The organism is uncultured Thiohalocapsa sp. (assembly GCF_913063425.1).
Taxonomy (GTDB): Bacteria; Pseudomonadota; Gammaproteobacteria; order Chromatiales; family Chromatiaceae; genus Thiohalocapsa.
This window is the reverse complement of record NZ_CAJXYK010000002.1, coordinates 194333-208988: the sequence shown is the minus strand read 5'-3', so window position 1 is coordinate 208988 and position 14656 is coordinate 194333. Positions and strand designations below refer to the sequence as shown.

The 14656-nt window shown below is 70.2% G+C and carries 9 protein-coding genes and 1 rRNA gene; 3 read left to right on the top strand and 7 right to left on the bottom strand.

All coding sequences use genetic code 11. The annotated features are described in order from the left end of the window. Positions 1–176: 176 nt before the first annotated feature. Positions 177–292 (top strand): 5S ribosomal RNA (gene rrf, locus QZ607_RS01830). 304 nt (positions 293–596) lie between these two features. Here rrf and QZ607_RS01825 read toward each other — a convergent pair. The 4 genes from QZ607_RS01825 to otsB form a co-directional block, all read right to left on the bottom strand. Beyond that, positions 597–1049, bottom strand: coding sequence for a DUF5335 family protein (locus QZ607_RS01825; protein ID WP_295878965.1), 453 nt, complete (start codon positions 1047–1049; stop codon positions 597–599). A 24-nt stretch (positions 1050–1073) separates the two neighbouring features. Further along, complete coding sequence (locus QZ607_RS01820) at positions 1074–1742, bottom strand: phosphoribosyltransferase (protein WP_295878964.1); 669 nt, start codon at positions 1740–1742, stop codon at positions 1074–1076. Between the two features lie 40 nt (positions 1743–1782). Then, the gene (locus QZ607_RS01815; protein ID WP_295878973.1) at positions 1783–2448 is read right to left on the bottom strand and encodes a dienelactone hydrolase family protein; all 666 of its coding nucleotides are present in this window, start codon (positions 2446–2448) and stop codon (positions 1783–1785) included. A gap of 366 nt (positions 2449–2814) precedes the next feature. Continuing rightward, on the bottom strand, positions 2815–4365 hold the full coding sequence (gene otsB, locus QZ607_RS01810) for a trehalose-phosphatase (RefSeq protein ID WP_295878963.1): 1551 nt from the start codon (positions 4363–4365) through the stop codon (positions 2815–2817). A gap of 472 nt (positions 4366–4837) precedes the next feature. Here otsB and QZ607_RS01805 point away from each other — a divergent pair, with 472 nt between their 5' ends. Then, positions 4838–5551 (top strand): BON domain-containing protein, encoded by a 714-nt coding sequence (locus tag QZ607_RS01805; RefSeq protein ID WP_295878961.1) that lies wholly within the window; start codon positions 4838–4840, stop codon positions 5549–5551. A gap of 230 nt (positions 5552–5781) precedes the next feature. Beyond that, the gene (locus tag QZ607_RS01800; protein WP_295878959.1) at positions 5782–6909 is read left to right on the top strand and encodes a phospholipase A; all 1128 of its coding nucleotides are present in this window, start codon (positions 5782–5784) and stop codon (positions 6907–6909) included. A gap of 217 nt (positions 6910–7126) precedes the next feature. Here QZ607_RS01800 and QZ607_RS01795 read toward each other — a convergent pair whose 3' ends face one another. From QZ607_RS01795 to treY, 3 genes are all read right to left on the bottom strand, one after another. Continuing rightward, positions 7127–8476: an alpha-amylase family glycosyl hydrolase gene (locus QZ607_RS01795; RefSeq protein ID WP_295878956.1), complete on the bottom strand. Its 1350-nt coding sequence runs from the start codon at positions 8474–8476 to the stop codon at positions 7127–7129. An 84-nt stretch (positions 8477–8560) separates the two neighbouring features. After that, the gene (locus QZ607_RS01790; protein WP_295878954.1) at positions 8561–9298 is read right to left on the bottom strand and encodes a DUF72 domain-containing protein; all 738 of its coding nucleotides are present in this window, start codon (positions 9296–9298) and stop codon (positions 8561–8563) included. Between the two features lie 87 nt (positions 9299–9385). Further along, positions 9386–14644 (bottom strand): malto-oligosyltrehalose synthase, encoded by a 5259-nt coding sequence (treY, locus tag QZ607_RS01785; RefSeq protein WP_295878952.1) that lies wholly within the window; start codon positions 14642–14644, stop codon positions 9386–9388. Positions 14645–14656 lie beyond the last annotated feature (12 nt).

Here is a 14656-nt window from a genome sequence, read left to right as displayed (position 1 = left end):
CGGGATGTGGAAGCGCGGTAACGTGTGAAGCTAACCCGTACTAATTGACCGTGCGGCTTGACCATATAACACCCAAGCATTCTGGGTGCTGACAGCGCATCCTCACGATGCCGATACGATCATCACCGAATTCAGCGTGCAGCACCGCCCGCGAGCGGCGCTGCAGCAACAGTTTTCCTGGCGGCAATGGAGCACTGGAACCACCTGATCCCATGCCGAACTCAGAAGTGAAACGGTGTATCGCCGATGATAGTGTGGGGCCTCCCCATGCGAAAGTAGGTCACCGCCAGGGTTTTATCCTAAAGGCCGACATTGTCGGCCTTTTTTTTGCGCGTCTGTCTCTCAACCCTCAGTGCCGGCCTTCCTGATCGGTGGCCGTGGGCCGCGGATGCTCAAGCTTCCGGCGGGTGATGCGCAGGCCGTTATTGATTGGCAGGGGCACACGCATCCCGCGTGAGGGCCGTAGAGTCGGTGGGCTCGCCTGCAAGGCCCGCGGTATGCACAAATTGGATGGCGCCGCGTCGAAGGTCAGGGACTGTACAGGGGCGTCACGGTTCGGTGTGGTGGTGGCGTCTGCGGGGGAGAGGCCATAGGCTTCATAATTCGGTGTCGGCGAGCCCGTCAAGCATCTCCGTTGGGGCCGTAACGCGGAAGTGGATGAGGGTGCTGTGGCCCGTGGCGTCTTCGATGCGCAGGCCTGTTACCAACCCGTCGGTGCGGCGGTCGATGAACAACGCCGTCGGATTTGCGATGCGCAGGCGTTGCGTTGCCCGGCCGCTGCCTGGCGGGGCTGCGGTGTGCAACACGATGGCGGGGTAGATGCCTTCGTGCTCGTACTCCACGTCATGCAGTGGCACGCCGTCCGCAAGCGTCCGCCCCATGGGTGCGACGTCGCCGGGCTCGGCATTGGCAGGGAGCGCCAGAATCTGCACCAGCCAGCCGCGATGCAGGTGCGAGAGCTCCGCGCAGGTTTCCGCCCAACGTGAGCGGGGTACGCCCGACGCCGGCGTTCCCTCGGATGCCGTCGCCGATGGTGAGCTCGGGCACATGGCTGCGCTCCTCCAGCGGTGCTCTTAGCTCGCGCCGACCCGATCCGCGGCATCCGCCAGCAGTGAGCGCACCTCAGCATCGCTGGTCTGCGGGAAGGCGTGGTACCAGCGCCCGACACCTAGGAAGGGCTCCGGTGCAGCCAGACACACCAGATCGTCCACCGTCGGCTCGATGAGATGCAGTGCGTCAGTGCTGGCCACAGGCACCGCCACCACCAGCGCCGACGGCTTCTGTGCGTGCGTCGCTGCGATCGCGGCACGCATGGTGGCGCCCGTCGCGAGGCCGTCGTCAATGAGGATGACGCAGCTGCCCTGGATCCGAGGGGGTGGCCGCTCGCCCCGGTAGGCCCGGGCGCGCCGATCGAGCTCGCGGCCTTCGGTGTCGGCGACCCGGTCGATGGTGTGCTCGGTGATGCCGAGCGCACTCACGATGTCCGGGTTCAACACCTGCACGCCGCCGGTGGCGATGGCACCCATCGCCAGCTCCGGCTGACCCGGCACGCCGAGCTTGCGCACGAGCATCAGGTCGAGGGGGGCATCCAGCTCGGCGGCGACCTCCGCCGCCACCGGCACGCCGCCCCGGGGCAGCGCCAGCACCAGCAAATCTTCCCGACCGCGGTAGCGATGCAGGGCCTGAGCCAGCAGGCGTCCGGCTTCGGTGCGGTCGTCGAAGGGGAGTTGCACTGCGGTCACGGCGATTGCTCCGGTCGGGGTTGAATGGCAGGCAGTCGGCTCAGGCCGGCACCCTCAGGTGGGCGCGGAAGAAGTCCCGGGCCAGGGCGGCAACCTGCTCCAGCTTGCCTGGCTCCTCGAACAGGTGCGTGGCGTCCGGCACCACTTCGATGGCCGGCGGCCGCGGCATGTGCGACGCCGCGTCGCGGTTCAGGTGAAGCACGGTCTGGTCGAGTCCGCCAACGATGAAGAGCGTCGGCTGATACACGTCCTCGAGCATATCCACCGCCAGGTCGGGCCGCCCGCCACGGGAGACCACGGCCCGCACCCGCTCCGGGCGCAGTGCCGCGGCGCCTAGCGCAGCCGCCGCACCGGTGCTTGCGCCGAAGGTCCCGAGCGCCAGATGCTCAGTGCATGGGTCCGCTGCCGCCCAATCCACGGCATAGACGAGCCGGCGAATGAGCAGCGGGATGTCGAAGCGGTGCTCGGCGGTGCGCTCGTCCCGCTGATGCTCGCTGGGCGTCAGCAGATCGAACAACAGGGTGCCGATGCCGCCGCGGTTCAGGACCTGGGCCACCGCGCGATTGCGCCGGCTGAAGCGGCTGCTGCCGCTGCCGTGGGCGAAGAGCACCAGCCCGTGTGTGCCGTCGGGCAGGTCCAGGAAGCCCGGCAGGTTACCGGCCTCCGTGGGGACCAGAATCTCCTCGGTTCGGTGCGGGGACAGCATGACCATGGGCCACCTCCGGAGCATTGAACGGCGGGTCGCGCAGCGTCCTCAGCAGGCGGTCCAGGGGCCGCCGCCAAGCCCGGTCGCGTCTCGTCATAACCCGTCGCAATGCTGGGCGAAGCCACGGACGCGACTGCTCTTCTCTCCCAAGTCTGGCCACTGTATTCCTGCAGTGTTGTGCGTCCACCGGCTCCATGCTGCCGCTCAGAAGAATCGGGGCATCCCGCATCCACTGCGCAACACCAACGTCGCGCACCCAGACCGAGTGCATGTCCGCGATGCCGCCTTCGGGGAACGGGCATCCTCTCGCCGATCGTCATCCGATCGGCTCTGCGCTCGATGCGCAGCGGTCTGGGTCAACGCGCCTCAGCGTGCATCGCTCTCCGCCCTCGTCAGTGCCTCCAGCAAAGCGCGGACGGCATCGGGGTCGGCGACGCGCCAGGCGGCCGTGCTCCGCTGCTCGGTGTCTGCCACCAGGATGCCGATACCGCCACGCTCCGCAAGGGCGCGGAAGGCATCTTCGTCGGTCTCATCGTCGCCGACGTAGATCGGCAGCACGTCGGGGTCGTCCAGGCCGAGCTCGCCGAGCAGCCAGGTGACCGCACGGCCCTTATCCCAATCGATGTCCGGGCGCAGCTCATGGATCTTCTTGCCGCCGGTGCGGCGCAGACGCTTCGAGCGGTCCGCGACGGCGGCCACCGCCTCCTCCACCTGCCCCACCAGCTCGTCCGGAACGCGCCGGTAGTGCACCGCCACCGCGAAACGCTTGCGCTCGACCTGCGCGCCCGGCACGTCGCCCAGCCGTGCCTCCAGCGCTTCGGCGGCCCGGGCGAGGTCATCAAGCGCGTCGACACCATCCGGCTGTTCCAGCGCGATATCGGGTCCGCGGATATCGAAGCCATGACTGCCGGCATAGGTGACCTCCGACAGGTCCACCAGCCCCTGTACGTCATCCAGGTCCCGGCCGCTGATGATGGCCACGGGCATGACTTCCGCCGCAGCACGCAGCGCCTTGCGCATGACGGGCGCAAGGAAGGCATCCTCCGGGCGCTCCACGATGGGCGTCAGCGTGCCGTCATAGTCCAGGAACAGGGCCGGGCGCCGCTCGCTGAGCCGGCGCAGCAGCGGCGCCGGGTCGGTCAACGGCGGCGGTGGCTCGACGGCTTCGCCGGTGACTGCGACGGCGCACAGGTCGGTCACGACGCGGTCCGCGCCGGCTTCCGCCAACGCATCGCCTTGTCCGCCGCGGTCCACGCCCACCACCAGCCCGAAGGAGCCGCGCCGACCCGCGCGTACCCCTGCTACGGCATCCTCCAGCACCGCCGTGCGCGCAGGCTCGCAGTGCAGCCTGGCGGCGGCCTCCAAAAAGGTGTCCGGGTCAGGTTTGCCGGCGAGCTCCAGGCGCGCTGCCTCGACGCCGTCCACCCGGGCATCGAACAGGTCGTTGAGGCCGGCCTGTTCGAGAATCAGATCGCAGTTCTTGCTGGCGGTGACCACCGCGGTGCGAAAGCCCTGCTCCCGCAGCCGCCGCAGCAGGTCCACGGCACAGTCGTAGCGCTCCACGCCCTGCTCGGCGAGGGCGGCCCGGAACCCCTGATTCTTGCGGTTGCCGAGACCCCAGAGCGTTTCGCGCTCCGGCGGGTCTGTGGGCGCGCCGGTGGGCAGGTCGATGCCGCGGGCAGCGAGGAAGTGCTTGACCCCCTTCACGCGGGGCCGGCCGTCCACGTAGCGGCGGTAATCGCGCTGCGCGTCGAAGGGGCTGTGGTCCTCCCCCTCGCGCGGGGGGCGCTCGCGCAGGTAGGCGTCGAACATCGCCTTCCAGGCCGTCGCGTGGACCTGGGCCGTGCGTGTCACCACGCCGTCCAGGTCGAACAGCACCGCATCGAGGCGGGTGCGGGAGAAGGTGGGCTCGGACATGTGGATGGCCTTCGGATGGCAGGGAACGGACTGTCACGGGGCGGCATGACCGAATGCCAGGCAGCCGGGCGCGCCTCCTCGGCAAGGCCGGCCGCGCAGTCCCCCGTCGGCTGAGGCTCGGAGCACCCTGACGGCTCGGATTACCCAGGCACTCTCGCAAGCCTGATGCCGACTATGCAGATGCAGGGCTTCCAAGTCTCTCAGCGCCGCCCCGGGGTGTCCTGGGGGCACGACCCGCGTGTCGCGAGCGCCAAGCAGCCCTGAGTTTGACACCTAGGGGGCTGCGGCTGGACGCCGCGCGCCGCGTCGAGTCCGTCGCTCAATCTCTTCGTCCCACTGAAGCCTAGCGGGGCTTTCCCACCGGGGCTGCGGCAAATGCCCCGCATGCGCTCGCCGGCAGCAGCCGAGCGCCGGGCTGTCGGGGCGCCGGTGGGCCGGGCAGCGGCGCGATCGCCTGTGGCAACTGGCGCGGATGCTGCACCTCACGGGCTTTCCAATCCGCACGAAAAACGGAGGCCATACCATGCGCACATCAGCGCCGATGCTTCTCGCTCGGTTACCTGCATCCCCCAGGCGGCCGGCTGTTGCCCTGCTTGCGGCCCTGCTCTTGGTCCACGCCCCGCTGTTGCCGGCAACGGATGACACTGCCGTCGGCAACGGCGGCTCAGACGAAGGCAGCGTCGCCGCAGTGCCGGAGGATCGGCGCCTGGCGGCGCGTCTTGCCGATCTTCTCGCCTGGGACGCCGATCTCGCGCCGTTTGCGCTGGATGTGCGCGTCGAGAACAGCATCGTCCGCCTCTCCGGCACCGTGGCAACCTCCGCGCAAAGTCATGCGGCAAGGCGTATTGCCGATACGGCCGAGGGTACCGCCGGCGTTGTCAACGCCATCTATGTGGATCCGACGCTGGTGTCTGCGCACAACGACCCCGCGCAGCCGGATGACGCCACGCTGGAGCACCGTATCCGGCAGGTGCTGGCGGCGGACCCTGATCTCGCTGCTGCCGATGTGGACATTCAGGTGAGGAACGCCCGGGTGACCCTCGCCGGGCACATGCCTGATACTGAGCAGAAGGCCCGCGCCGAGCGCCGGGTGCGTGCGCTTTACGGCGTCGATGGGGTCTTGAATGATATTGCCGTGACCCCGCGCTCGGCTGTGTCGCCGGACGACGTCCAGCATGTGCCCTAGGCGCCACGAAGCCAACGCATCGTCCAGCAACCGACGATCGGCCCTAGCGACGCTGCTTGTTGTAAGAGGTGCTCTTGATGACCGTTGCCGAGATGATGCCCGCCGCCGCGACACATGCACCGCTGGCATGGTGCGGGCGCCGCTCCAACGACGCCGGCTCCAGGGTGTCGCTCCGCCGCCATCCAGACCCTCGGTGCGCCACGGGGCCGCGCAACGCCGGTGGCGATGCCATGCCCCGGCTCGCACGTCCGGGTGAATCGTCCGGGTTCGTTTGGGCGCTTGGCCTCAGCCTTGTGCTGTGCCTGTCCACCGGGGGCGTCCGGGCCGCTGACCCGGTGCTCGGGCTCGCACGCTGTGCCGGCATCGCCGCCGATGCCGCGCGCCTTGCCTGCTTCGACGCCCTCGCCACCCGCAGCGGCGCAGCCCCGGGCGCGGCGCAGGTGCAGCCACCGGCGGACCGGCCCGCGGAGACTGACAGCGCCCTTGCCGTCGCCGGGACCGCGCAGCGGAGCGCCGCACCGCGCGCTGCATCGGCGCCGTCTGCGGCAGCTGCCGATGCGCCGGGGGCTGCGCCGACGGAGACTGCTGAGCAGGCGCAGCGCCGCGCGCTCGGTATCCTGCCCTACCGCAAGAACTATGTCCTGCCGGTGACCTACAACGCCAACGTCAACAACAACCTGCCGGAGGAGCCTTCGTTCGAGCTGCCGCTGTTCGGCGAAGACGCCCTGGATGACCTGGAGATGAAGTTCCAGATCAGCTTCGAGGTGCCGCTGTGGACGGACATCCTGAAGCAGCCGCTGGACCTCTACTTCGGCTACACACAGCTGGCCTTCTTCCAGGCCTACAACGCCGAATACTCCTCACCCTTCCGCGAGACCAACTATGAGCCGGAGATGGGCCTGCATTGGCTGCCGGGCTGGCGCATCGGCACGGCGGGCTCCAATTGGCGACTCGCCTCCGTGCGCGTCGCGGCCAATCACCAGTCCAACGGCCGCGCCGAGCCGCTGTCCCGGTCCTGGAACCGGCTCACCGCCGAGGCCACCGTGGAGCGCGGCGACCTGACCCTGGGTCTGCGGCTCTGGAGCCTGCTGGGCGCCAATCCGCCGGACAACCCGAACATCGACGACTACCTGGGCTACGGCGAAGTGCGGGCGGGCTATGATCTCGGGCGCCATCGCCTGGGGCTCATGCTGCGCAGCGTCGAGCATCCCACCGTGCAGCTGGACTGGAGCTACCCCTTGAGCGATCGCGTGCGCGTCTACGCCCAATACTTCAACGGCTACGGCGAGAGCCTGCTCGACTACGACCACTCCGTGAACCGCATCGGTGCCGGCTTCCTGCTGGAGGACGGGCGCTGAGGCGCGGGCTCGGCGCTGCGGCTCAGAGGTTGTGAAAAATCTGCCGGCCGTCGCGAGGGCGTCTCCGGGCGTGCCCAGCCTGTTCCGAAGTTGGGCGCGCAGAGCCGAACAGCGGGGAGCTTAGTTGTTCTAAGTGACCCGCTGTTCGGCTCTGCGCAACGCCGCTGGGCGCGTCCGGAGGCGTCCGCAGTAGGTCGGTGGGTTTCTTCACAACCTCTCAGCCGCTGACAAAGACCCGGATGCTCCGCGGCGCCACCTGGATGTCATTGCGGTCCGCGAGGTCCTCGCTCGGCTCGGCGGCGTCCGCATCGACGGCGGGCGTGATTTCCCGGATGTCCCCGGGCGCGCAGCCCAGGGCGTCCGCGAGCCGCTGCACGCCATGGCTCTGGCCATGGTGCGGGTCCGGGTTGATGAGCACGAGGCTCCGTTGCGGGCTGTCCGTGGCGCGGCGCAGCAGGCCGACCAAGGGCTCGTTGGGATCGGTCACACGCTCCTGCGGACCTTCTTCACAGAGCACCGGCGTCGCCGCCTTCATGGCGTTGACACGACCGATGTAGCCGCTGATGTCGAAGGGGGATTCGGCGAGTCCAGCCTCCCAGTCGTCGCGCGTGGTGTGCACCACATGCAGCGGCCGACGCAAGCCCAGCTCATAGCCGATGGGCATCATCACACCCGCCGAGAACACTGCTGCGAACAGGTACTTGAAGCGCGATTCGCGCGCGCTGCCGTTGCTCTCGGCGGCCAGGCGCTCGGTGTCGTGGCTCTCCGGAAACGCAATGGATGGGGCCAGCTCGCGGAAGCGCTGGTACTGATCCAGCAGCCAGCCGGCACGGAAGTCCCACCACTTGGAGCTGTTGAACAGGAAGTCGAAGCCGGCGCCGCGCAGCTGCTCCACCGCCTCCTCGGGGGCGCCCAGGGTCTCGGCGAAAAAGCACGCGGCGGGGTCGCGCTTGCGGGCGTTGCTGATGACCCGCCGCCAGATGTCGCCCTGTAGCTTGTAGGCGGCGTCGCAGCGAAAGCCACCGAAGCCGAGCGCCAGATAGCGGGAGATCAGATCGTCCCAGAACCGCAGCATATCTTCCCGTGCCGGGCGCTTGCTGTAGTCGAGCTCGGCGAGGTCCTCCCAGACGGTGACGTGATCCGGATTGTCCAGGTCGCGCACGAAGGGCGAGCGCACCTGGCCGTGCTCGTCGCGGGCGAACCATTCCGGATTGTTCTCCACCAGCACGCTGTCCTTGGCGCTGTGGTTGATCACCAGGTCCAGCATCACGCGCAGGCCGGCCTCCTGCGCGGCGGCGCAGAAGTCGCTGAGTAGGCTGTCGTCGTCCTGCCCGCGCTTGTCCTGGCGCTGCGGGCGCAGGCGCGGATTGAGACTGCCGGGGTCTTTGATGGAATAGAGGCTGCCGGAGGCGCCCGGCAGGTGCACCGGGTTCAGGAAGATCCAGTCGAAGCCCATGTCGGCGATGGCCGGCAGGCGCTCGTGCCAATTCGGCACCGCGCCGAGCAGGGTGGGGAAGAGGTTGTAGATGCGCGGGCCCCGGGGGGCCTGGTGCTGGGCTTTGGTCATGCTGGCGATCGCTTCTGGCTCTGTCGCAATGGCGGACTGGATGCAGACGCAGGGGCCTGCGCCTGCGCATTGGCGGGCCGGGCGTCAGCGCGTGCCGAGCCGCCCCTCAAGCGCCAGTGCATTCTGCACCGCATGGCCGGCCTCGTCGTTGTCGAAATAGCAGTAAACGTCGAGATCACCCCCGAGCCAGTCACGGATGCGCGAGGCCCAGGCGTCCAGCGCTGCGTCGTCGTAGCGGCCCCGATAGGGGCCGTCCGGGCCATGCAGGCGGATGTAGACGAAGTCCGCAGTCACCGCGTGCTCGGTGGCGAAGCCGTCCAGCTCATAGATGCAGAAGGCGGCATTGTGCCCGCGCAGCAGCGCCAGGGTATCTGCCGTGAGCCAGCTGTGGTCGCGCAGCTCGAACACCCAGCGCCGACGCCGGTCCAGCCGGTCCAGCGTGTCCAGGAAAGCCGCCAGCCGCCGGGTGTTCCGATGCCAGCGCGGCGGCAACTGGAACAGCACCGGGCCGAGCTTGGGGTCGAGTGCGGCCATCCGCTCAAGGAAAGGCGGCAGCGTGTCGGCCGGGTCCTTCAGCTTCTTCATGTGGGCGATCCAGCGGCTCGCCTTGGCGGAGAATACGAAACCCTCCGGCACCGCCGCCCGCCAGTGCGCCAGGGTCGCTTCGCTGGGGAGCTGATAGAAGCTGTTGTTGATCTCGGCGCTCGGCAGGCGCCCGGCATAGTGGGCCAGGCGCTGGTCCACCGGCAGATGCTCGGGGTAGAAGGGCCCCACCCAGTGGTCGTAGGACCAGCCGGAGGTGCCGATGTAATGCCCTGTCACCGCGGCCTCAGAGGTTATGAAGAATCTGCCGGCCGTCGCGAGCCGCGCGCAGCAGGTCGGTGGGTTGCTGCACAGCCGCGCAGCCCGTCAGCCGGCGTCGCTGTCATCGGTGCTGCACAGCAGCGCCACCGGGAACCGACGCAGCAGTGCCGCCGCCCGCAGCGCGAGCTGGCCGCCATGCCGCCCGGCGTGAAGGGTGCTGCCGCCGAGCTGATCCAGCCATGGGGTGCCCGGCACATCGATGAAGGTCTGCTCCCAGCCCGCATCCGCGAAAGGATCGACCTGTGCGACGGTGGCTTCGGTGCCCAGATCGCCGGCAAGCGCGAGCCGGGCCAGGCAGCGCGGCACCACGGTCACCGCGGCACCACCGCCCGCGGCCTCCGGCAGCACCCGGGCAAAGGCGCAGACATGCGCCGCATGTGGGCCGCTCACCGCCAGTGCCTGGTAACTGCCGCTGGTGAAGAGCGCCGGGCGCGCCGCGCGCAGCGCCAGCGTGCGCTGGATCAGATGCAGCTTGCCGCGCCCGTCGGCCGCATCCCAGGCGGGCGCCCGCGGCTGCGGCGTCGCGCGCAGCTCGCCCAGCAACTCCCGACGGCGGTGGAAGTCCACAGGCCGGCGGTTGTCCGGGTCCACCAGGCTCAGGTCCCAAAGCTCCGTGCCCTGGTAGATGTCCGGCACGCCGGGGGCGGTGAGCCGCAGCAGGGTCATGGCCAGGCTGTTCAGCATGCCGAGGCGTGCGATGGGCCGGGCGAAGGCCGCGAAATCGGTCAGGAAGGCGGCGCTGCGGTCGGCATCCATGGCCGCCTCCACGAAGGCCGTGAGCGCCGCCTCGTAGTCGCCGTCGGCATGGGTCCAGGCCGTGTGCAGCTTCGCCTCCCGCGCCGCCTTCAGCATGTAGGAAGCCACACGGCTGCGCAGTGCCCCGAGCACCCCTTCTGCGGGCAGGGCGTCGCCGTCGTCGCCGTCGATGCTGTCCAGCGGCCAGATGCCGAGCAGGGTCTGGTAGAACAGGTATTCGGTGGCCGTCTCCGGCAGCCGCTCGCCGGCATCGCCGCTGCGGTGCAGGCGGCGGTTCAGCAAGGCCCAGCGCTGGGTCCGGGCGGCCCAGGCGGCCGGCAGCTCGGAGAGCAGGTGCAGACGCGCCCGCACGTCTTCGGAGCGCTTGGCATCATGGGTGGAGCCGGCCAGCATGGCGTGCGGCCAGTCGTCCCGGCGCCGGGCGCAGGCGCGGTGGAAATCCTCCACCGTGGTGCCGCTGCGGTCCGGCTCCGCGCCCACCTCGTTCAGCGAGACCAGCCGGTGCCAGCGGTAGAAGGCGGTGTCCTCCACGCCCTTGGCCGTCACCGGTGCCGTGTACTGCTGGAACTTGCGCGCGATCCGCAGCACCCGTGCCCGGTAGGCATCCGGCTTGCCTTCGGCAATGTCCGTCAGCAGCACGTCCCGCACCAGCTCGAACACCGAGAGGTCCGGCATGCGCGAGCGTCGCCGCGCCTCGGAGACGGCCTTCAGCACCTGGTGGCGGTCGCTGGCGGCGCTGCCTCGGTCGGACAAATAGGTGCGGTACACCGGGAAGCAGGCGCTGACCTCCATCAGGGCCTCGCGCAGCCCGTCCAGCGTGTAGTCGCGGGTGTGTGGGTCCAGCTCGGCGATGCGCGCGAGCTCGCTCGCCAGCAGATGCAGCTCGCTGGAGAGCATGTGGCGCATGACCTCGCGCTTGGCGGCATAGGTCTCGTCCGCGAAGGGCCGCGTGCAGCCGCCGAAGGTGCGGCAGGTGTCCGCCAGTGCGATCAGGCCCTCGGCATCCACGCACAGCCCGTCACACAGCGCCGCGAAGTCATAGCCCGTGGTGCCGTGCACGGCCCAGTCCATGCGCAGATGCTCGTCCGCGCCCAGGATCTTCTCCGCGACGAGATACAGCGGCCGGTCGTCCTCCCGCGGCCGGCGGGTGGGGGCGATGGCCGCGGCGGCACGCTGCTGCAGGGTGCGGAAGTAGGCCGCCGGGTCGTAGAGGCCGTCCGGATGGTCGATGCGCAGCCCGGCGATGCATCCTTCGCCGATGAGCGACAGCACCAGCTCGTGCACGGCATCGAAGGCCGCCGGGTGCTCCATGCGCAGCGCGGCGAGGTCGTTGATGTCGAAGAAGCGCCGATAGTTGATCTCGTCCGCTGCCACGCGCCAGTGCGCGAGCCGGTAGGCCTGCGCCTCCAGCAGGTCGTGCAGGCGGGCGGTGTCCGCGGGATAGTCCGCGGCGCCGTTGAAGTCCCGCAGGCAGTCTTGGACATAGCGGTGCAGGTCGGCGTGCGCTGCGCAAAGCTCGGCGAGCCGGCGCTTGTGCAGCGCCTTGTCGCGGCGCCGGGCGGCGAGGGCGTCCGCGTCCAGGGCGTCCCGCGGCGGCAGGTTGCCGAAGGCGGTCACCAGGCTCTCGAAGGCGGAGAGCATCTCCGCCGTGGCATCCGCGGCGGCGTCCGGCGTCGCCCCGAGCCGCTCGCGCAGCGCCGGCAGGCCGGGCGCGAGGATGCGCGGATACTCCCGCGGGTCGATGGGGAAGCGGTGCTCGTAGTAGCCGACGTGGAAAGCGCCATCCTCGAACGCCAGCACCAGCTCGCCCGCATCCAGGATGTCCCCGTAGTGGTCGCCCAGCACGGGCACCAGCACCTTGCCGTGCAGCTCCTGCTTCAGCGGGTGCCAGTCGACGTCGAAGAAGGGCGCGTGCGCTGCCGCCTGGCCGTTCTCCAGCACGTCCAGCCACCAGGCGTTGTCGGCCCCCATGATGCCGACATGGTTCGGCACCATGTCGAGGATCTGGCCCATGCCGTGGGCCGTCAGCGCAGCACAGAAGCCCGCGAAGTCCGCACGGCTGCCGAGCTCCGGATTGAGCTGGTCGTGGGCAACCACGTCATAGCCATGGGTACTGCCGGGGCGTGCCTTGAGGTAGGGGGAGCAGTAGACATGGCTCACACCCAGTGCGGCGAGATAGGGCACCAGCGCCGCCGCTTCGGCAAACCCGAACCCCGCGTGCAGCTGCAGCCGGTAGGTGGCGCGCGGGATGGCGGCGCTGAGGGGTGTCGATGCCGCTGTCTGATCCCCGGCGCTGACGGCCGGCGTGTCCGCACTCGCTGCTGTGCCGCGCTCGGCCGCCATGGCTTCGAGCAGCCCGGCCACGGCGGGCTCAGCAAGCCAGTGCTCCAGCTCCAGCGGCTGCCGGCGGCGCCAGTTGGGATGGCCCGCACCGCTGCCGGGCAGATTGACCTGCTCCGTCTCGCCCAGCAGGTCCGCGGTCTGCACCAGCAGCAGCCGGGCGGGCGTGCGTGCCAGCCAGCGCTGCACGGCGCTGATGTGCGCGGGGGTCAGCTGCGGCAGGGCCACCGGGTCCGTGGCGCCGTCGTCGGGCAGGAGCCCGGCGCGGTCCAGGGCCAGCAGCAGCCGCGCGCGGTCGTTGGTGCGGGCGAGCAGGCGCTCGGTGTAGTCCGCCTCGGTGGGGAACAGGTCCAGCGCGCGGCGGTGCTCCAGGTCCACGCCGGTCCAGAAGCCCGCGAGCGGCGGCAGGTCGTGGGTGCCGGCGGTGACCAGCGCATCGGTTGGATACTCGGCGGCCGGCAGGAAGCCGCCGTCGGCGTCGCGCTCGAAGTAAAACACCCGCGTGGAGAGGATGCCCCAGTCCGGGATGGCCGCCCGCACCGCATCCGGCACCGTGCCCAGATCCTCGCCGATGATCATGCAGCGGTTGCGCACGCTCTCCAGCGCCAGCACCCCAAGCAGGTCCTGGGAGGGATAGGCCAGATAGCTGGCCGCTGCCGGCGGCGTCCCCGCCGGCACCAGGAAGAGCCGCATCAGGCCCATCACATGGTCGATGCGCAGCGCCCCGGCCGCGCGCATGTTGGCGCGCAGCTCATGGGCGGCGGGCGCGTAGGCCGCCCCGCGCAGGCGCTGCGGATGCCAGGCCAGCACCCGCCAGTCCTGCCCTTTGGGGCTGAAATCGTCCGGCGGGGCGCCGACGTGGACGCCGGCGACATAGTCGGCGGGTGCCGACCAGCGGTCGGCGCCGTCGGGTGCCGCGCCCACGGCGAGGTCCAGGCACAACCCGTGCGCCATGCCGAGGGCCTGGCTGCGCTCCGCGGCCGCGTCCAGCTGCTGGCGCGTCAGCCACTGCAGCCAGGCGAAGAAGTCGACGCGGTCGGCGTGCTCGCGCGCAAAGGCGCGGACCTCCGGGGATTGCGGGTCACGGTACTCGGCCGGCCAGTGGGCGAAGCCGTCGGCGTCTGCGCTCCGGTGCGGTTTGGCTGCCTTCGGCTGTTGCGCGAGGTGCTCCGCCAGTGCCTGGAAGCAGGCGAAGCGCTGAAGGTCCTCGCCGCCGGCGGCACAGAAGGCACGGAAGGCGCGGGCGCGCGTGCTGTCCGTTTCCAGATGCCGGCTGCGGAAGTGTCGAAACAGCCGGCTCAGCAGGTCGAGCTTGACCTCGGTGACGCCGGCATAGTCGACCAACGGGTCGCCGCGCAGCGCCCGCAGCCGGGCCTGGAAGTCGTCGGCATCGATGCGCGCGCGCAGGTCCTCGCACTCCGCGAGCTCGGGCACCGCCTCCACGTCGATGTAGAGGGGATTCAGCCAACGCCGGCTCGCCGGGCCGTAGGGGTCGCAGCGCTCCGGCTCGGTGAGGAACAGGGCGTGCAGCGGATTCAGCGCCAGCATGCCGGCGCCGGCACCGGCGGCGAGCTCCACCAGCCGGGTCAGGTCGGTGAAGTCGCCGATGCCCCAGTTGCGCGCCGAGCGCAGCAGCGGCAGCTGGGTCACCAGCCCCCAGGCGCGCTCGGGGCCGGTGTCCGGCTGCCAGCAGCGGCGCGGGGCGACGATGAGGGTGGTCTCGGCGAGGGGCGAGGGATCGGCTGCGTCCGTGTCGGCATACAGGGCGATGCGGTGGTAGCCGAGCTGTGCCGGCGGCGTCACCGGCAGCCGCCGGCTGCGCCAGGCGGCGCCGTCCAGCTCGCGGGTGGCGACGACGACCAACGCCTGTGTGTCGACGTGCCAGGCGGACTCGGCACCCTGTTCCGTCGTCAGCACCCCGCGCAGCCGCTGATCCGCCGTCTCCGGCAGGGTCAGCAGGAGGGTCGGTGCCGGGTCGCCCTGGCGGTACACCAGCACCGGCGGCAGCCGGCGGCGCCAGTCCGCGTCGATGGCGGCCGCGAGGCTCGCTTGCTCCGTCGCCGGATCACCGACGCCGACGCCCAGGGCGTGCAGCAGGGCGCGGCGGGTGGCGGCGTCCGGATGGTGCTCGCGCCCCTGCACATCCACGTAGCGCTCGGCGATGCCGAAGTGCGCGCAGAGCTGCTGCAGGGCGTCATTGCTGGCCATGGTGGGTGTGCT